Below are 19,337 nucleotides of genomic sequence, written 5' to 3' on the forward strand. Positions count from 1 at the left end.
CAGCCGGAACTCCATCCCGCCATCGGCCCCCCACAGCTTCTTCACACCCCGTGCCGAAGAGGCGTCAGATCTGGCCGAACGCGCTCTCGATGACGTCGAGACCCTCGTTCAGCAGGTCCTCGCCGATCACCAGCGGCGGCAGGAAACGCAGCACGTTGCCGTAGGTGCCACAGGTCAGGACCATCACGCCCTCGGCGTGGCAGAACTTCGCCAGCGCACCGGCGGCCTCCGGGTTCGGCTCCTTGGTCGCCGGGTCCTTGACCAGCTCGATCGCGATCATGGCGCCGCGGCCGCGGATGTCGCCGATGATCTCGTACTTCTCCTGCATGGCGGTCAGACGGGCCTTCATGACCGACTCGATCCGCTTCGCCTTGGCGTTGAGGTCGAGCTCCTTCATGGTCTCGATGGAGCCGAGCGCACCGGCGCAGGCCACCGGGTTGCCGCCGTAGGTGCCGCCGAGGCCGCCGCCGTGGACGGAGTCCATGATCTCGGCGCGGCCGGTGACGGCGGCGAGCGGCAGGCCGCCCGCGATGCCCTTGGCGGTCGTGATCAGGTCCGGGACGATGCCCTCGTCCTCGCAGGCGAACCACTGGCCGGTGCGGCAGAAGCCGGACTGGATCTCGTCCGCGACGAAGACGATGCCGTTGTCGTTGGCGAACTTCACGATCGCCGGCAGGAAGCCCTTGGCCGGCTCGATGAAGCCGCCCTCGCCGAGGACCGGCTCGATGATGATCGCGGCGACGTTCTCGGCGCCGATCTGCTTGGAGATCTGGTCGATCGCCTGGGCGGCGGCCTCGGGGCCGCAGTTCTCGGCACCGGTGGGCCAGCGGTAGCCGTAGGCGACCGGGACGCGGTAGACCTCGGGCGCGAACGGGCCGAAGCCCTGCTTGTACGGCATGTTCTTCGAGGTCAGCGCCATCGTCAGGTTCGTACGGCCGTGGTAGCCGTGGTCGAAGACGACGACGGCCTGGCGCTTGGTGTACGAACGGGCGATCTTGACGGCGTTCTCGACGGCCTCGGCGCCCGAGTTGAACAGCGCGGACTTCTTGGCGTGGTCGCCCGGGGTCAGCTCGGAGAGCGCCTCGCAGACCTCGACGTAACCCTCGTACGGCGTCACCATGAAACAGGTGTGGGTGAAGTCGGCGAGCTGCGCGGCGGCGCGGCGGACGACGGCCTCGGCGGAGGCGCCGACGGAGGTCACGGCGATGCCGGAACCGAAGTCGATCAGGCGGTTGCCGTCGACGTCCTCGATGATGCCGCCGCCGGCCTTCGCGGTGAAGACGGGCAGCACGGAGCCCACGCCGCCGGCCACGGCGTCGAGGCGGCGGGCCTGCAGCTCCTGCGACTTCGGACCGGGGATGGCGGTGACGACGCGCCGCTCCTGCGGGACAGCGTTCATGCGGGGCTCCTGGGGGTGTTCTGGACGCACTTGTGGGTTTCTTCCGCAGGCTAGGCGCGGGGGAGGGGCGTGGGCATGCGCCGATCGGGAGTGTTGGGGGGTGTGTCGTTGTCCGGTGTGGACATGGCGGCCGTGAAACCGCTCCCGGGCGTCCCGTGCCCACTACATTGACGGTGGCACAGATGCGGCGACCCGGCTGGTCAGGGGGCAGGGGTTTCATGGAGACCGAAGGCACGTACGAGTCACGCGACACGCGAGAGAACGCCGTGCCGCGCCCGGCGCCGCCGTCGCCGTCCGCGGCCCCCGTACCGCCGGCCGGGCACGCGCCGGCGGGGACCGGCCCCGGCGCCCCGCGGCCGCCGGCCGGACAGCCCCTCGTACCGCCCCAGCCCGCGCATCCGCCGACCCGCCTCGCCGTCGCCGACTGGCTCCGCATCCCCCGCCCCGCCGCGGGCCCCGGCGTCTGGCGCCTCGGGCACCGCGAGCGGCCCGAGCAGGAGCCGGACGTCGTTCCCGGCCGTCAGCTGATCACCGGAGCGTTCGTCGCGTACCTCTGCGGCTGGCTGCTGTGGTCGCTGCTCTGGAACGGCTACCTCGAGGGGTGGTGGATCTTCGTCGACAACTGGTGGCTGCTGCCGATGCTCTGGCTCGTGCCCAGCGAATGGCGGTCCCCCCAGAGCCCCGACGTCGAGCTGTACGTCGCGGCCACCTACCTCTGGTACGCGGCCCTGCTCGTCCTGTTCTCCATCGGCTTCGGCCGTGTCGGCAACTGGCGCGAGGTCTGGCAGCGCTACGGCGTGCCCATCTGGCCCCTGTTCGTGCTCCTGCCGGGGGTCTGGCGGGAGATGCCCCGCACGGTCACCTGGCTCGCCTGGGCCTCCACCCTCTACTACCTGCTGCTGATCGTCGCCCTCGTCGCGGCCGTGGGACGGGTCGGGAGATGGCCCTCCGTCCGCCGCCGTCTGGGCACGGCCGACCCCGCCGACGCCCCGCCGACGCCCCAGAGCCCGGCCGCCGACCCCGCCGAGTGGCCCGAGCTGCGTGACGCGGGGCTGACCGAGGCGGCGGCCCAGCTCGCCGAAGCCACCCGGCAGGGTGCCCTCGGAGACGTGGACTACGCCCGGATCCGACGCGCCTGGCAGGGCGTACGGACCAGGCCGGAGCGGCTCGCCGCCTTCACCGAGGCCGTCCGCACCCGCGGCGCCGCCGCCTGTGGCCACCCCTCGGGCAGGCGTGACCTGCCGGTGCGCACCGCCACCCACGACCTGGCCACCGACCAGGTGCTCATCGGCACCGCCGCCGACCACCCCCGCAACCCCTACCCCCGCCGCACCACCGGCGTCGCGCTCGAGCCCGGGTTGCTCGGGACCTCGTTGGTCGCCGTGGGGCCCGCGGGGGCGGGGAAGACCGTGCGGGTCGTGCGGCCCGTGGTCGAGTCGCTCTGTCTGCAGGCGCTCGCCAACCGCGCCGCCGTCGTCGCCGTCACCTCCCACGGCGCCTCGCTCGGCCCCGACGACGCGTTCGACGTCGTCGTCTCCGTCGGACGGCCCGAGTCCACCCACGACCTCGACCTGTACGGCGGAGCCGACGACCCCGACGAGGCCGCGCGGATCCTCGCCGAGGCGCTCGTCGGGGACCTCGTCGCCGACACCCGGCGCGCCGCCACGGTCCTCGCCCAGCTGATCGGGCCGTTCCGGGCCGCGCACGGGCGGTTCCCCGGCGTGCCCGAGCTGCGCGAGCTGCTCGGCGGGGCGCCCGCGGCCTTCGCCGCGCTCCGCGAAGCCGTCGCGGGCGACCCCGCCCAGCTCCGCGAGCTCGACGCCCGGCAGCGCCAGGCCGACCGCGGCGACGACACCGGCGTCCTCCTCGCCGAGCGCGTCGCCTTCCTCGACCGCCCCGCCTTCGCCCGCTTCTTCCGCACGGACCGCCCGGAGGAGACGCCGCAGTTCTCCCTCCGCGCCGTCGAGCACCCGCTCCGCGTCCGCGTCGACCTCCCCGAACGGGGGCACGCCGAAGCCTCCCGGATCGTCTCCCGGCTGCTCCTCGCCCAGTTCGCCGAGGCCGCCCTGGCCCGCCGTGACCGCTCCCTCTTCGCCTGCCTGGTCCTCGACGACGCCACGTACACCGTCACCGCCGACTCCGTGCGCGCGATCCAGCGGCTCCGCTCCGCCAACGCGGGCGTCGTCCTCGCGCTGCGCAGCCTGGAGGACGTGCCCGAGGCGCTGCGCGGGCCGCTGCTCGGTGCGGTCGGCTGCCGGATGGCGTTCGCCGGGATCGCGCCCTGGGACGGCGGACGGTTCGCCGAGACCTGGGGCACCGAATGGGTGCAGACCCGGGACGTCACCAACCGGCAGATCATCTCCGACGAGCCCCTCACCAAGGCCCTGCACTTCATGCGGCGGCTCGTGACCGGAAAGGCGGCGACGGCGGAGGCCGTGACCGTACGCGAGGTGGAGCGCGAGCGCTGGTCGGCCTCCGACCTCGCCCACGCCGTCCCCGCCGGGCATGCCGTCCTGTCCCTCACCCATGTGCGGGGCGAACACACACCGCCCCTCCTCGTCGACCTTCGCGGCTGAGCCGGAGCGGCCACCCGCGCGCCCTGGCACAATCGGGGGCGCCGCTCGGCTGAGCGGCGCCCCCTCCCCAAAGGTCCGACGGTCGACAATGCCGCCCACCCTCGCCTCACTCGTCCAGCACTCGGCGCTCAAGCTCACCGTCCGCGCGGGTGAGGACCGCCTCGACACCCCCGTGCGCTGGGCCCACGTCAGCGAGCTCGCCGACCCCGTCCCCTACATGGAGGGCGGCGAGCTGCTGCTCACCACCGCCCTCACCCTGGACGCGGAGGACTCCGAGGCGATGCACCGCTACGTCCGGCGGCTGCTCGCCGCGGGCGTCGTGGGGCTGGGCTTCGCCGTCGGCGTCAACTACGAGGACATCCCGCAGCCCCTCGTGGACGCGGCCGGAGCCGAAGGGCTGCCGCTCCTCGAAGTACCCCGGCGCACCCCGTTCCTGGCGATCAGCAAGGCCGTCTCGGCGGCGATCGCGGCAGATCAGTACCGCGCCGTGACGGCCGGGTTCGAGGCCCAGCGGGAACTGACCCGCGCCGCGCTCGCGGAAGGCCCGGACGCCGTGATCGCGCGCCTCGCGTCCCACGTGGACGGCTGGGCGGCGCTGTACGACACCTCCGGCACCGTCGTCGCCGTCTCGCCCGAGTGGGCCGCGCGCCGGGCCGCCCGCCTCACGCCGGACGTCGAACGGCTCCGGGAGCGGCCCGCGCCCGCCAGCGCGGTCGTCGGCGGCACGGAGGACCGGGTCGAGCTCCAGTCCCTCGGTACCGGACGGCGGGTCAAGGGCGCCCTGGCGGTCGGAACGGGCGCGCCGCTCGGCACGGCGGAGCGGTACGCCGTGCACTCCGCGATCGCCCTGCTGACCCTGACCACGGAGCGTTCGCGCTCGCTCCAGGCCGCCGAGGCGCGGCTGGGCGCGGCGGTGCTGCGGATGATGCTGTCCGGCCAGCCCGACCACGCCCGGGCGGTGGCGGGCGACCTGTACGGCGGCCTCCTCGACGCGCCCTTCCGACTGCTGATCGCCGAATCGCTGGGCGCGGAGCGGGACGGCGAACCGCCGCTCCCGACGCTCGCCGAGGAGCTGGAGTCGGCCGCCGCCCGCGCCGGCGAGACGGTCCTGACCGTGCCGGAGGGCGAGGAGCGCTTCCTGGTCCTGGCCGGGGACGGCGGGGCGGTCGTCACCGCCTGCGAGAGGTACGCAGAGCGGGAGTCCGAGGAGACCGGGGTCGTCGTCGGCCTGTCCGCGCCGGCCGGTCCGATCGCGGCGGCGGCCGCGTACAAGCAGGCCGAGCAGGCGCTGTCGGTGGCGCGGCGGCGCGGCCGGGCGCTGGTCGAGCACGAGGACCTGGCGGCGGGCTCGGTCCTGCCGCTGCTGGCCGACGACGCGGTGCGCGCCTTCGCCGACGGGATGCTGCGCGCCCTGTACGAGCACGATGCCACGGGCCGCGGCGACCTGGTCGCCTCCCTGCGGGCGTGGCTCTCCCGGCACGGCCAGTGGGACGCGGCCGCGGCCGACCTGGGCGTCCACCGCCACACGCTGCGGTACCGGATGCGCAGGGTGGAGGAGATCCTGGGCCGCTCCCTCGACGACCCGGACGTCCGCATGGAGCTGTGGCTGGCCCTGAAGGCGACCGGAACGGACACGGAGCAGTCCTAGCCCCGTCCGCGCGGGGCGGGAGTGAACTCTCGCCACCACTCGGCCCCGCCCGCCCCGCGCGGGCGCTCCCGTGCCCCGGGCCCCACGCGCGAGCGTGGCTGTCGTCGTGCCGCGCGGTCCCACGGGCCTCGTGCCGCGCGGTCCCCCACGGGCCGCGCCCCACGGGCCTCGGGCCGCCCCCCACGGCCTCGGGCGGTCCCCCCACGGGCCTCGGGCCATCCCCCCGGCCTAGGGCCGCCCCCCGGCCTCGGGCCGTCCCCCCACGGCCTCGTGCCGCCCCCCACGGGCCTCGGGCCGCTCCCCCCACGGCCTCAGGCCCCCTTCTACCCGAATATGCCGCCCCGACAGAGCGATTTCTGCCCGATCGCGGGCAGGATCATTGATCATTCGCCGCGTGGCTCCCTACTCTCCTGGGCATGACAAGCCCCGCGGTCGATCCCGCATCCGAGGAACGCGCCACCCGTCCCGCCGTCCCCGGAGGCTCCGCCCGCCGCATCTCCGGAGCCGTCTGGCTCGCCCTCGGGATCGTGTACGTCGTCTGGGGGTCCACCTACCTCGGGATCCGGATCGTCGTCGAGACGATGCCGCCGTTCCTGTCCGCGGGGCTGCGGTACGTCGTCGCCGGTCTGCTGCTCGCCGCGATCATCGCCTGGCGGCAGGGCCCCGCCGCACTGAAGGTGACCCCGCGCCGACTCGGCTCCGCGGTCCTGGTGGGCCTGCTGCTGCTCGTCGGCGGCAACGCCCTCGTCGTCCTGGCCGAGACCTCCGTCCCCTCCGGCCTCGCCGCCCTTCTCGTCGCGAGCGTCCCCGCCTGGGTCGTCGTCCTGCGCGCCGCCACCGGCGAGCGTCCCGGCCGCGGCGCCCTCGCCGGGGTGGCCCTCGGCCTCGTCGGCCTCGGCGTCCTCACCCTCCCCGGCCTCAGTGGCGACGTCCGGATCGGCGGCGTGTTCCTCGTGGTCGTCGCCGCGCTCCTGTGGTCGATCGGCTCGTTCTCCTCCGGCCGTCTCCCGATGCCCGTCAACCCCTTCTCCGCCAGCGCGTACGAGATGCTCGCCGGCGGTCTCGGGGGCCTCGGCGTCGCGCTGCTCCGCGGCGAGCACCAGGGCTTCGACCTCGCCGACGTCTCCACCCGCTCCTGGATCGCCCTCGGCTACCTCGTCGTCTTCGGCTCGCTGATCGCCTTCACCGCCTACGCCTGGCTCCTCCAGACCGCCCCGCTCTCCCTGGTCGCCACCTACGCCTACGTCAACCCGGTGGTCGCGGTACTCCTCGGCGCGCTCGTCCTCGGCGAGGCCCTGACCTGGCCCATCGCCCTCGGCGGCGCGATCGTCGTCGGCGGGGTCTGCCTCATCGTCTCGACGGAACGGCGGGGCTGACCGGCACACGGCGGTGCGGGCGCGCGACCGCCTTCCGCCAAAGCGGACAGGAATTCCCGCACACCACTCCACGGCGGACAAGCGCCACCGCGCCCGCTTCGCCCTAACGTGTCACGAGAGCGATCGCTCGCACCCCCGATACGGAAAGGGCCGGGACGCAATGACGACCACCCACGCCTTCTGGCTCGCCGGCCGCGAGGCCACCGGCGAGGCCACCTTCGACGTCACGAACTCCTTCGACGGACGTCTGGTCGGCAAGGTCAGCGTGCCCACCGAAGCCCAGGTCGAAGAGGCCGTCGCCGCCGCGCACGCCGTCGTCGACGAGTTCGCCGCGACGCCGGCGCACGTCCGCGCCGCCGCCCTCGACCACGTGTCGAAGCGTCTCGCCGAGCGCACCGAGGAGATCGCCCAGGTCATCTCCGCCGAGAACGGCAAGCCCATCAAGTGGGCCCGCGGCGAGGTCGGCCGTGCCGTGTCCGTGTTCCGCTTCGCCGCCGAGGAAGCCCGCCGCTTCAACGGCGGCGAGGCCCAGCGCCTCGACACCGAGGCCGGCGGCGTCGGCCGGCTGGCGATCACCCGCCGTATCCCCAAGGGCGTCGTCCTCGGCATCGCTCCGTTCAACTTCCCGCTGAACCTCAGCGCCCACAAGGTCGCCCCGGCCATCGCCGTCGGCGCCCCCATCATCCTCAAGCCGGCGCCGGCCACCCCCATCTCGTCCCTGATCCTGGGCGAGCTGCTGGCCGAGACCGACCTGCCGGCCGGCTCCTGGTCCGTCCTGACCGTGCCCAACGACCGGATGCCCGCCCTCGTCAAGGACGAGCGCCTCCCGGTCATCTCCTTCACCGGCTCCGACAAGGTCGGCTACGCCATCCAGGAGTCCGTGCCGCACAAGCACTGCACCCTGGAGCTCGGCGGCAACGCCGCCGCCGTCGTCCTCGGCGACTGGGCGTCCGAGCAGGACCTGGACTGGGCGGCGAGCCGTATCGCCACCTTCTCCAACTACCAGGGCGGCCAGTCCTGCATCTCCGTGCAGCGCGTGATCGCCGACGCCTCGGTCTACGACCGGCTCGTCCCGAAGGTCGTCGCCGCGGTCGAGGCGCAGGTCACCGGTGACCCGGCGGACGACGCCACCGACGTCGGCCCGCTCGTCGACGAGAACGCCGCCAAGCGCGTCGAGGGCTGGGTGGACGAGGCCGTCGCGGCCGGCGCGAAGCTCCTCGCCGGCGGCAAGCGCGAGGGCGCGACCTACGCCCCGACCGTTCTCACCGACCTCCCCGCCGATGTCACCCTGGCCCGCGCCGAGGTCTTCGGCCCGGTGCTCACCATCGCCAGGGTCGACGGCGAGGCCGAGGCGTTCGCCGCCGTCAACGACTCGGACTTCGGCCTCCAGGCCGGCGTCTTCACCCACGACCTGCAGACCGCCTTCCGCGCCCACCGCGCGCTGGAGGTCGGCGGCGTGATCATCGGCGACGTCCCGTCCTACCGCGCCGACCAGATGCCGTACGGCGGCGCCAAGAAGTCCGGCGTCGGCCGCGAGGGCGTCAAGTACGCCATGGACGACTACACCTACGAGCGGGTCCTGGTCCTCACGGGCCTGGCGCTGTAACCCGTCTTCCGTAGTCCGTACGCATGCGTACGGAACCCCGAGACCGACGGCCGGAGCCCACTGTGCGGGGGCTCCGGCCGTCTTCTCGTCTATCGGTGCGCCCGGAAATCGGGTAGTACGGACGAGTAGCCACAAGGCCCCCCTACGAGCGGCGAGGTGAGCTCCTCATGTCCGCACCCACCCAGCGGCCCAAGGTCACCGAACGCGAGGCCCGGCAGGTCGCCGAGGCCGCGCGCGAGCAGGACTGGCGCAAACCGAGCTTCGCCAAGGAACTCTTCCTCGGCCGCTTCCGACTGGACCTGATCCACCCCCATCCGCTCCCGTCCGAGGAGGACGTACGGCGCGGCGAGGCGTTCCTCGCCAAACTGCGCGTCTTCTGCGAGACCCGCATCGACGGCCGGCTGATCGAGCGCGAGGCCCGCATCCCCGACGAGGTCGTCACCGGCCTCAAGGAACTCGGCGCGCTCGGCATGAAGATCGACCCGAAGTACGGCGGGCTCGGTCTCACCCAGGTCTACTACAACCGGGCCCTCGCCCTGGTCGGCTCCGCGAGCCCCGCGATCGGCGCGCTGCTCTCGGCCCACCAGTCCATCGGCGTTCCCCAGCCGCTCAAGATCTTCGGCACCCAGGAACAGCGCGACACCTACCTCCCGCGCCTCGCCACCACCGACATCTCGGCCTTCCTCCTCACCGAACCCGACGTGGGCTCCGACCCGGCCCGGCTCGCCACCACGGCGGTACCGGACGGCGACGACTCCTACGTCATCGACGGGGTGAAGCTCTGGACCACCAACGGGGTCGTCGCCGATCTCCTCGTGGTCATGGCCCGCGTGCCCGCCTCACCGGGCCACCGGGGCGGCATCACCGCCTTCGTCGTCGAGGCGGACTCGCCCGGCATCACCGTCGAGCACCGCAACGCCTTCATGGGCCTGCGCGGGCTCGAGAACGGCGTCACCCGCTTCCACGGCGTCCGGGTCCCCGCCGCGAACCGCATCGGCCCCGAGGGCGCCGGCCTCAAGATCGCCCTGACGACGCTGAACACCGGCCGCCTCTCGCTCCCGGCGATGTGCGTCGGCGCCGGCAAGTGGGCGCTGAAGATCGCCCGCGAATGGGCCGCCGCACGGGAGCAGTGGGGCAAGCCGGTCGCGCGCCACGAGGCGGTCGGCACGAAGATCTCCTTCATCGCGGCGACCACCTTCGCCCTGGAGGCGGTCGTCGACCTCTCCTCGCAGATGGCCGACGAGGACCGCAACGACATCCGCATCGAGGCGGCGCTCGCCAAGCTGTACGGCTCCGAGATGGGCTGTCTCATCGCCGACGAGCTGGTCCAGATCCGCGGCGGACGCGGGTACGAGACCGCGGACTCGCTGGAGGCGCGCGGGGAACGGGCCGTACCGGCCGAGCAGTTGCTCCGGGATCTGCGGATCAACCGGATCTTCGAGGGCTCGACGGAGATCATGCACCTCCTCATCGCCCGTGAGGCCGTCGACGCCCATCTGGCCGTCGCCGGCGACATCATCGACCCGGAGAAATCACTGGGCGACAAGGCGAAGGCGGGTGCGCGCGCCGGCGGCTTCTACGCCCGCTGGCTGCCGAAGCTCGTCGCGGGGCAGGGGCAGGTGCCGGGCGCCTACCGGGAGTTCGGCGCCCTGGCCACCCATCTGCGGTACGTGGAGCGGACGTCGAGGAAGCTCGCGCGCTCCACCTTCTACGCCATGTCGCGATGGCAGGGCCGGATGGAGCTGAAGCAGGCGTTCCTCGGCCGGATCGTGGACATCGGCGCGGAGCTCTTCGCGATGAGCGCGGCCTGTGTGCGGGCGGACCTGCTGCGGTCCACCGACGACCACGGCAAGGAGGCGTACGCGCTCGCCGACGCGTTCTGCCGGCAGTCCCGGCTCCGCGTCGAAGAGCTCTTCGGCCGCCTCTGGTCCAACACGGACGACCTGGACCGGCGGGTCGTGGACGGGGTCCTCGCCGGCCGCTTCGAGTGGCTGGAGGCCGGGGTGGTCGACCCGAGCGACGACGGGCCGTGGATCGCGGACGCCGCCCCCGGCCCCACGACGCAGCCGAACGTCCACCGCAGGATCCCCTGACGACGGGCGCGGGCCGTCGCGCCGCGGGCGTCCCGTCCTGCGGAACGACGGCCCGCGGCGGGCGAAGCCACGGCAGGATGGTCCCGTGACCGTCATAGAGATTCCCGGTTCCAAGTCCGTCACCGCCCGCGCGCTCTTCCTCGCCGCGGCCGCCGACGGGACCACGACCCTCCTCCGGCCGCTCCACTCCGACGACACCGAGGGCTTCGCCGAAGGGCTCAGGACCCTCGGATACGAGGTCCGGCAGGAGCCAGGGGCCTGGCACATCGAGGGCCGGCCCGCGGGTCCCGCCGTCGACACCGCCGACGTGTACTGCCGCGACGGCGCCACCACCGCCCGCTTCCTGCCCACCCTCGCCGCCGCCGGCCACGGCACCTTCCGCTTCGACGCCTCGCCCCAGATGCGCCGCCGCCCCCTCGGCCCGCTGTCCACCGCCCTGCGCTCCCTCGGCGTCGATCTGCGCCACGAGGAGCACGAGGGCCACCACCCGCTCACCGTCGCCGCCCAGGGCATCAAGGGCGGCGCGCTCACCCTCGACGCCGGGCAGTCCTCCCAGTACCTGACCGCGCTCCTGATGCTCGGCCCGATGACCGCCGAGGGCCTCACCGTCACCGTCACCGACCTGGTCTCGGAGCCGTACGTCGACATCACCCTGGCGATGATGCGTGCCTTCGGCGCGGAGGTGACCCGGCGGGACCGCACCTACACGGTCGCCCCCACGGGGTACAGGGCGGCCGCCTACCCCGTCGAACCCGACGCCTCCACCTCCTCGTACTTCTTCGCCGCCGCCGCGCTCGAACCCGGCCGTACCGTCACCGTCCCCGGCCTCGGCACCGACGCGCTCCAGGGGGACCTCGGCTTCGTCCACGTGCTGCGCCGGATGGGCGCCGACGTGGAGATCACCGACACGGCCACCACCGTGCGCGGCACGGGCACGCTGCGCGGCCTCACCGTGAACATGCGCGACATCTCCGACACCATGCCGACCCTCGCCGCCCTCGCGCCCTTCGCCGACGGACCCGTCCGCATCGAGGACGTCGCCAACACCCGGGTCAAGGAGTGCGACCGCCTCGACGCCTGCGCCGAGAACCTCCGGCGGCTCGGGATCGAGGTCGCGACGGGCCACGACTGGATCGAGATCCGGCCGGGGAATCCGGCGGGCCCCGCCGAGATCGCCACCCACGGCGACCACCGGATCGTCATGTCCTTCGCCGTCACCGGTCTGCGGACGCCCGGGATCACCTTCGACGACCCCGGCTGCGTACGGAAGACGTTCCCCGACTTCCACCGCGTCTTCGGCGAGGCGTTCGGAACGGCCGCTTCCACCCCGTGACCACGCGGGCGAGAACGCCCGGGGGAGGCACCCCGTGAAGACCGCACAGTCTTTGCGGCAAGAATGGGGGGTATGAGCGACCGCCCCTCTCCTCTCGCCGACCCGCACATCGTCTTCGCACCGGTCGAAGGCCGCCGGGACATCGTCGTCCTCGGCTCCACGGGATCCATCGGCACCCAGGCCATCGACCTGGTCCTGCGCAACCCCGACCGGTTCCGGGTCACCGCCCTCGCCGCCTCCGGCGGACGCGTCGGGCTGCTCGCCGAGCAGGCGCACCGGCTGAAGGTCGCGGCGGTCGCCGTCGCCCGTGAGGACGTGGTGCCCCAGCTGCGCGACGCGCTGAAGGAGCTGTACGGCGCCGAGCCCCTGCCCGAGATCCTGGCAGGGGCCGACGCCGCCACCCAGCTCGCCGCCTCGCCCTGCCACACGGTGCTCAACGGCATCACCGGATCCATCGGTCTGGCGCCCACGCTCGCCGCCCTCGAAGCCGGCCGCACCCTCGCCCTGGCCAACAAGGAATCGCTGATCGTCGGCGGCCCGCTGGTCAAGGCCCTCGCCAAGCCCGGCCAGATCATCCCGGTCGACTCCGAGCACGCCGCCCTCTTCCAGGCCCTCGCCGCCGGCACCCGTGCCGATGTCCGCAAGCTCGTCGTCACCGCCTCCGGCGGACCCTTCCGCGGCCGTACGAGGGCGGAGCTGGCCCACGTCACCCGCGAGGACGCGCTCGCCCACCCCACCTGGGCCATGGGCCCGGTCATCACGGTGAACAGCGCCACCCTCGTCAACAAGGGTCTGGAGGTCATCGAGGCGCACCTCCTGTACGACATCCCCTTCGACCGCATCGAGGTCGTCGTCCACCCCCAGTCGTACGTCCACTCGATGGTGGAGTTCACCGACGGCTCCACCCTCGCCCAGGCCACCCCGCCGGACATGCGCGGCCCGATCGCGCTCGGCATCGGCTGGCCCGAGCGCGTCCCGGACGCCGCCCCCGCCTTCGACTGGACCAAGGCGTCCAGCTGGGAGTTCTTCCCCCTCGACACCGAGGCGTTCCCCTCCGTGGGGCTGGCCCGGCACGTCGGCGAACTGGGCGGCACCGCCCCCGCCGTCTTCAACGCCGCCAACGAGGAGTGCGTGGAGGCGTTTCTCGCCGGACGGCTGCCGTTCAACGGAATCATGGATACGGTCACGGCAGTCGTCACCGAACACGGACGGCCCAGCCAGGGAACCTCCCTCACGGTGCCGGACGTCCTCGAAGCGGAGACCTGGGCCCGCGCCCGGGCCCGCGAACTGGCAGAACTCGCAGCGAACGCAACCGCGGAGGCGCGCGCATGACCGTACTTCTCACGCTCCTCGGCATCGCGCTGTTCGCGGTGGGGCTGCTCGTCTCCATCGCGTGGCACGAACTCGGCCACCTCTCCACGGCCAAGCTCTTCGGCATCCGCGTGCCGCAGTACATGGTCGGCTTCGGCCCCACCATCTGGTCGAAGAAGAAGGGCGAGACGGAGTACGGCATCAAGGCCATCCCGGCCGGCGGCTACATCCGCATGATCGGAATGTTCCCGCCCGGCAAGGACGGCCGCATCGAGGCCCGCTCCACCTCCCCCTGGCGCGCCATGATCGAGGACGCCCGCGAGGCGTCCTTCGAAGAGCTCCAGCCCGGCGACGAGAAGCGGCTCTTCTACACGCGCAAGCCGTGGAAGCGCGTCATCGTGATGTTCGCCGGCCCGTTCATGAACCTCATCCTCGCCGTGCTGCTGTTCTTCGGCAGCGCCATGGCCGTCGGGTTCGAGACCCAGACCACCAAGGTCGCCGGCGTCACCAACTGCGTCATCGACCAGAGCGAGAAGCGCGACACCTGCAAGCCCGGCGACCCCGCGTCGCCCGCCAAGGCCGCGGGACTCCTCAAGGGCGACCGCATCGTCGCCTTCAACGGCGAACGCGTCTCGGACTGGAACACCCTCTCCGACCGCATCCGCGCCACCACCGGCGCCGCCACGGTCACCGTCCAGCGCGACGGCAAGGAGAGGGACCTGCGGGCCACGCTCCTCGAGAACAAGGTGCTCAAGAAGGACGCCGACGGCAACGTCGTCCAGCCGCTGCAGTACGTCACCGCCGGCTACCTCGGCTTCGAGTCCGGCCGCGAGGTCGTCCCGCTGACCTTCGGCGAGTCCGCCTCCCGCATGACCGACCAGCTCCAGGCCGGCGCCGAGTCCGTGCTCGCCCTGCCCGGCAAGATCCCGGACCTGTGGGACGCGACCTTCGGCGACGGCGAGCGCAAGGCCGACTCCCCGGTCGGTGTCGTCGGCGCCGCCCGCATCAGCGGCGAACTGATGAACATCGACGCGCCGCCGCAGACCATCCTGGTCTTCTTCCTGCAGCTCGTCGTCATGTTCAACGTCTCGCTGTTCCTCTTCAACATGCTGCCGCTGCTCCCGCTCGACGGCGGACACATCGCGGGCGCCCTGTGGGAGTCCGTACGCCGCCACACCGCGCGGATCTTCCGGCGCCCCGACCCGGGGCCGTTCGACGTGGCCAAGCTGATGCCGGCCGCCTATGTCGTGGCGGGCGTGTTCGTCTGCTTCACTCTGCTCGTCCTCGCCGCGGACATCGTCAATCCGGTGAAGCTGACGTGACCGGCGGGTGGCCGGAGACCCGGGGTGTCCGGCCACCCCCCGCCGGGGCGGTAATCTCGAAGACCTGAGCCCGATGAACCACACCTTGGGGTTGTACAGCTGATGACCGCGATCTCTCTCGGTATCCCGTCCGTTCCGACCAGGCTCGCCGAGCGGCGCAAGAGCCGCCAGATCCAGGTCGGGTCGGTGGCCGTGGGCGGCGACGCACCCGTCTCGGTCCAGTCCATGACGACGACCCGGACGTCCGACATCGGCGCCACGCTCCAGCAGATCGCCGAGCTGACCGCCTCCGGCTGCCAGATCGTCCGCGTGGCCTGCCCCACCCAGGACGACGCCGACGCGCTGGCGACCATCGCCAAGAAGTCGCAGATCCCGGTCATCGCGGACATCCACTTCCAGCCGAAGTACGTCTTCGCCGCCATCGACGCCGGCTGCGCCGCGGTCCGCGTCAACCCCGGCAACATCAAGCAGTTCGACGACAAGGTCAAGGAGATCGCGCACGCGGCCAAGGCCGCGGGCACCCCGATCCGGATCGGCGTCAACGCGGGCTCGCTCGACGCCCGGCTGCTGAAGAAGTACGGCAAGGCCACCCCCGAGGCGCTGGTCGAGTCCGCGCTGTGGGAGGCGTCCCTCTTCGAGGAGCACGGCTTCGGCGACATCAAGATCTCGGTCAAGCACAACGACCCGGTCGTCATGGTCAACGCCTACCGTCAGCTGGCCGCCGCCTGCGACTACCCGCTGCACCTCGGCGTGACCGAGGCGGGCCCCGCCTTCCAGGGCACCATCAAGTCCGCCGTGGCCTTCGGCGCCCTGCTCTCCGAGGGCATCGGCGACACCATCCGCGTCTCCCTCTCCGCGCCGCCGGTCGAGGAGGTCAAGGTCGGCAACCAGATCCTGGAGTCGCTGAACCTCAAGCCCCGCCGCCTGGAGATCGTCTCCTGCCCGTCCTGCGGCCGCGCCCAGGTCGACGTCTACAAGCTGGCCGAAGAGGTCACCGCGGGCCTGGAGGGCATGGAGGTCCCGCTGCGCGTCGCCGTCATGGGCTGCGTCGTCAACGGCCCCGGCGAGGCCCGTGAGGCCGACCTCGGCGTCGCCTCCGGCAACGGCAAGGGCCAGATCTTCGTCAAGGGCGAGGTCATCAAGACCGTCCCCGAGTCGAAGATCGTCGAGACCCTCATCGAGGAGGCGATGAAGATCGCCGAGCAGATGGAGAAGGACGGCGTGATGTCCGGCGAGCCGACGGTCGCCATCGGCGTCTGACCGGCCCGAAGCCCCGAACGAAGCCCCGCGACGGCGCCCGGCGAACCGGGCCCCGGCGGGGCTTCGTCGCGCTCGCCCGACACCTCCGCGACGCGCCAGGTACAGTGCGGAGATCAGCAGACCGCATGGTGAGGCCCCCTCGTGTTGACGCAGACCACCACCCGGGTCCTCGAACCCGCCGACCTCGGCGCCGCGCTCGCCGTCCTCGAGAGCGCCCCCGTCGAGAACGCCTTCGTGACCGCCCGCGTCCAGGCGGCCGGACTCGACCCCTGGCGGCTCGGCGGCGAGATGTGGGGCTGGTACGCCGACGGACAGCTGCGCTCCCTCTGCTACTCCGGCGCCAACCTCGTCCCCATCTGCGCCACCCCCGACGCCGTCCGCGCCTTCGCCGACCGCGCCCGCAGGACCGGCCGCCGCTGCTCCTCCATCGTCGGCCCCGCCGAGCCCACCACCCAGCTCTGGCGGCTCCTCGAACCCAGCTGGGGACCCGCCCGCGACGTCCGGGGCCACCAGCCCCTGATGGTCACCGAAGTGCCCTCCGCCACCGTCGAGCCCGACCCGCTCGTCCGCCGCATCCGCAAGGACGAGATGGAGGTGATCATGCCGGCGTGCGTGGCCATGTTCACCGAGGAGGTCGGCATCTCGCCGATGTCCGGCGACGGCGGACTGCTGTACCAGGCCCGCGTCGCCGAACTGGTCGGCGCCGGCCGCTCCTTCGCCCGCATCGAGGACGGCAGGGTCGTCTTCAAGGCCGAGATCGGCGCCGCCACCCGTCAGGCCTGCCAGATCCAGGGCGTCTGGGTGGCCCCCGAGTACCGGGGCCGCGGCCTCTCCGAGATCGGTATGGCCGCCGTACTGCGCTACGCCCTCGCCGACGTCGCCCCCGTCGTCAGCCTCTACGTCAACGACTACAACGCCCCCGCCAGGGCCTCGTACCGCCGTGTCGGCTTCCGTGAGGTCGGGGCCTTCATGAGCGTGCTCTTCTGAGGCGCTTGTAAGGTGCGGCGCATGGATGACGCTGACGTCACGATCGGACCGGTCAATCTCGCCGCGCGGGTGGACGACGCCCTCGCCGTCCAGGCGCTCGCCTTCGGGCTCAGCGAGGACGAGATCGTCGTACGACGGCACATCGTGCTCCGCCATCTGCTCAACCCGGGCGCGTGCGCGTACGGCGCGACCGACGCCGCCGGCCGACTGGTCGGCTTCGTGTACGGGATGCCCAACGACCGCACCCACTGGTGGTCCGGCGTCGTGGAGCCCTACCTCCGCGCCGGAGGCACCGTGGACTGGCTCGACGACTCGTTCGTCATCACCGAGCTCCACGTCCACCCCTCCTACCAGGGGAGGGGCATCGGCCGTCAGCTGATCACCGCCATCACCGACCAGTCGGACCTGCCCCGGTCGATCCTCTCCGCGATCGACACCGAGAGCCCGGCCCGCGGCCTGTACCGGGCCCTCGGCTACCAGGACCTGGCCCGCCGGGTCCACTTCCCCAGCGCACCCCGCCCGTACGCCGTGATGGGCGCCCCACTGCCGCTGCCGCGCCGGAACGAACTCCGCGCAACCGGTTCGCCACGGAACTGATTTCACCCAGCCCGTACCGCCCGGCTAACCTCCTAGCCATCACCCTTACCCGGCAGGAGTACGAGAACCATGGCCAACGCACCGGTCCAGCGCATGTCCCAGTTGATGGCGAAGACGCTGCGCGACGACCCGGCGGACGCCGAGGTCCTCAGCCACAAGCTCCTCGTCCGCGCCGGCTACGTCCGGCGCACCGCCGCCGGCATCTGGAGCTGGCTGCCGCTGGGCAAGAAGGTCCTCGCCAACGTCGAGCGCATCGTCCGCGAGGAGATGGACGCCATCGGCGCCCAGGAGGTCTCCCTCCCCGCCCTGCTGCCGCGCGAGCCCTACGAGGCGACCGGTCGCTGGGACGAGTACGGCGCCGAGCTGTTCCGCCTCCACGACCGCAAGGGCGGCGACTACCTCCTCGGCCCCACCCACGAGGAGATCTTCACCCTCCTGGTCAAGGACCAGTGCTCGTCCTACAAGGACCTGCCGGTCATCCTGTACCAGATCCAGACGAAGTTCCGCGACGAGGCCCGCCCGCGGGCCGGCATCCTGCGCGGCCGCGAGTTCCTGATGAAGGACTCCTACTCCTTCGACACGGAGGACGAGGGCCTCGCCAAGTCCTACGCGCTGCACCGCGAGGCCTACCGGCGCGTCTTCGAGCGCCTCGGTCTCGACTACCGGATCGTCGCCGCCACCGCCGGCGCGATGGGCGGCTCGAAGTCCGAGGAGTTCCTCGCCCCGGCCGAGGCCGGCGAGGACACCTTCGCCGACTGCCCGAACTGCGACTTCGCCGCCAACACCGAGGCGATCTCCTACGAGCTCGCGCCCGTCGACGGCTCCGCCGTCGCGGCCGCCGAGGAGATCCCGACCCCCGACACCCCCACCATCGAGACCCTGGCCGCGTCCCTCGGCGTCCCGGCCTCCGCGACGCTGAAGAACCTCCTCGTCAAGGTCGACGGCGAGATCGTCGCCGTGGGCGTCCCCGGCGACCGCGAGGTCGACATGGGCAAGGTCGAGGACCACTTCGCCCCGGCGACCGTCGAGATGGTCACCGAGGCCGACTTCGCCGAGCGCGCGGACCTCGTGCGCGGCTACGTCGGCCCGCAGGGCCTGGAGAAGGTCACGTACATCGCCGACCCGCGCGTGGCGCCGGGCACCGCGTGGATCACGGGCGCCAACAAGGAGGGCATGCACGCGAAGAACGTCGTCGCGGGGCGTGACTTCGAGGTCGACCAGTACGTCGACGTCGTGGTGGTCCAGGAGGGCGACCCGTGCCCCAAGTGCGGCACCGGCCTGACGCTGGACCGCGCGATCGAGATCGGCCACATCTTCCAGCTCGGCCGCAAGTACGCGGACGCCCTCAAGCTCGACGTCCTCGGCCAGAACGGCAAGCCGGTCCGCGTGACCATGGGCTCGTACGGCATCGGCGTCTCCCGCGCGGTGGCCGCGCTCGCCGAGCAGTCCGCCGACGACAAGGGTCTGTGCTGGCCCGCCGAGGTCGCTCCGGCCGACGTCCACGTCGTCGCGGCGGGCAAGGCCGTCCAGACGGAGCTGGCGCTGGAGGTCTCGGAGCAGCTGCGGGCGGCCGGCCTGCGGGTCCTGGTCGACGACCGGGCCGGCGTCTCGCCGGGCGTGAAGTTCACCGACGCGGAGCTGATCGGCGTCCCGAAGATCCTCGTCGCGGGCCGCCGCTCGGCGGAGGGCGTCGTCGAGCTGAAGGACCGCCGCACCGGCGAGCGCGAGGAACTCCCGGTGGCCGAGGCGATCGCCCGCCTCAGCGCGTGACCGTGGGCCCGGGGGGGGCGCCCCCCCCGGCGGGGGCCCCGGGCGGGGGGGCCCCGCCC

At 72.7% G+C, this 19,337-nt stretch carries 13 protein-coding genes; 12 read left to right on the plus strand and 1 reads right to left on the minus strand.

What is annotated here, in order from left to right; genetic code table 11:
• Positions 1–64: 64 nt before the first annotated feature.
• On the minus strand, positions 65–1,399 hold the full coding sequence (gene gabT / locus AB0D99_RS32995) for a 4-aminobutyrate--2-oxoglutarate transaminase (protein ID WP_362370891.1): 1,335 nt from the start codon (positions 1,397–1,399) through the stop codon (positions 65–67).
• 218 nt (positions 1,400–1,617) lie between these two features.
• Here gabT and AB0D99_RS33000 point away from each other — a divergent pair, with 218 nt between their 5' ends.
• From AB0D99_RS33000 to AB0D99_RS33055, 12 genes are all read left to right on the plus strand, one after another.
• Entirely contained in the window at positions 1,618–3,975 is a 2,358-nt protein-coding gene (locus tag AB0D99_RS33000) for an ATP/GTP-binding protein (RefSeq protein ID WP_362370894.1), read from the plus strand.
• A gap of 88 nt (positions 3,976–4,063) precedes the next feature.
• A complete protein-coding gene (locus AB0D99_RS33005) occupies positions 4,064–5,623 on the plus strand; it encodes a PucR family transcriptional regulator (protein WP_362370897.1) in 1,560 nt (519 codons plus the stop codon).
• Positions 5,624–6,039: 416 nt separating this feature from the next.
• Positions 6,040–6,999: an EamA family transporter gene (locus tag AB0D99_RS33010; protein WP_362370900.1), complete on the plus strand. Its 960-nt coding sequence runs from the start codon at positions 6,040–6,042 to the stop codon at positions 6,997–6,999.
• 160 nt (positions 7,000–7,159) lie between these two features.
• Positions 7,160–8,605, plus strand: a complete 1,446-nt coding sequence (locus AB0D99_RS33015; RefSeq protein WP_362370903.1) for an aldehyde dehydrogenase family protein — start codon at positions 7,160–7,162, stop codon at positions 8,603–8,605.
• Between the two features lie 167 nt (positions 8,606–8,772).
• Positions 8,773–10,698 (plus strand): acyl-CoA dehydrogenase family protein, encoded by a 1,926-nt coding sequence (locus AB0D99_RS33020; protein ID WP_362370906.1) that lies wholly within the window; start codon positions 8,773–8,775, stop codon positions 10,696–10,698.
• 85 nt (positions 10,699–10,783) lie between these two features.
• Complete coding sequence (gene aroA, locus AB0D99_RS33025; protein WP_362370909.1) at positions 10,784–12,031, plus strand: 3-phosphoshikimate 1-carboxyvinyltransferase; 1,248 nt, start codon at positions 10,784–10,786, stop codon at positions 12,029–12,031.
• Between the two features lie 72 nt (positions 12,032–12,103).
• Positions 12,104–13,363: a 1-deoxy-D-xylulose-5-phosphate reductoisomerase gene (gene dxr / locus AB0D99_RS33030; RefSeq protein ID WP_362370912.1), complete on the plus strand. Its 1,260-nt coding sequence runs from the start codon at positions 12,104–12,106 to the stop codon at positions 13,361–13,363.
• Entirely contained in the window at positions 13,360–14,664 is a 1,305-nt protein-coding gene (locus AB0D99_RS33035; RefSeq protein ID WP_362370915.1) for a site-2 protease family protein, read from the plus strand. The genes dxr and AB0D99_RS33035 overlap by 4 nt, the downstream gene beginning before the upstream one ends.
• Positions 14,665–14,766: 102 nt before the next feature.
• Positions 14,767–15,924, plus strand: a complete 1,158-nt coding sequence (gene ispG, locus AB0D99_RS33040; protein ID WP_329115266.1) for a flavodoxin-dependent (E)-4-hydroxy-3-methylbut-2-enyl-diphosphate synthase — start codon at positions 14,767–14,769, stop codon at positions 15,922–15,924.
• 141 nt (positions 15,925–16,065) lie between these two features.
• Positions 16,066–16,911 carry a GNAT family N-acetyltransferase gene (locus tag AB0D99_RS33045; protein ID WP_362370920.1) on the plus strand — a complete coding sequence of 282 codons (846 nt, stop codon included), beginning with the start codon at positions 16,066–16,068 and terminating at the stop codon, positions 16,909–16,911.
• Between the two features lie 21 nt (positions 16,912–16,932).
• Entirely contained in the window at positions 16,933–17,508 is a 576-nt protein-coding gene (locus AB0D99_RS33050) for a GNAT family N-acetyltransferase (protein WP_362370923.1), read from the plus strand.
• Positions 17,509–17,577: 69 nt separating this feature from the next.
• The gene (locus AB0D99_RS33055) at positions 17,578–19,278 is read left to right on the plus strand and encodes a proline--tRNA ligase (protein ID WP_362370926.1); all 1,701 of its coding nucleotides are present in this window, start codon (positions 17,578–17,580) and stop codon (positions 19,276–19,278) included.
• Positions 19,279–19,337 lie beyond the last annotated feature (59 nt).

This window comes from Streptomyces sp. NPDC047971 (assembly GCF_040653355.1).
GTDB lineage: Bacteria > Actinomycetota > Actinomycetes > Streptomycetales > Streptomycetaceae > Streptomyces.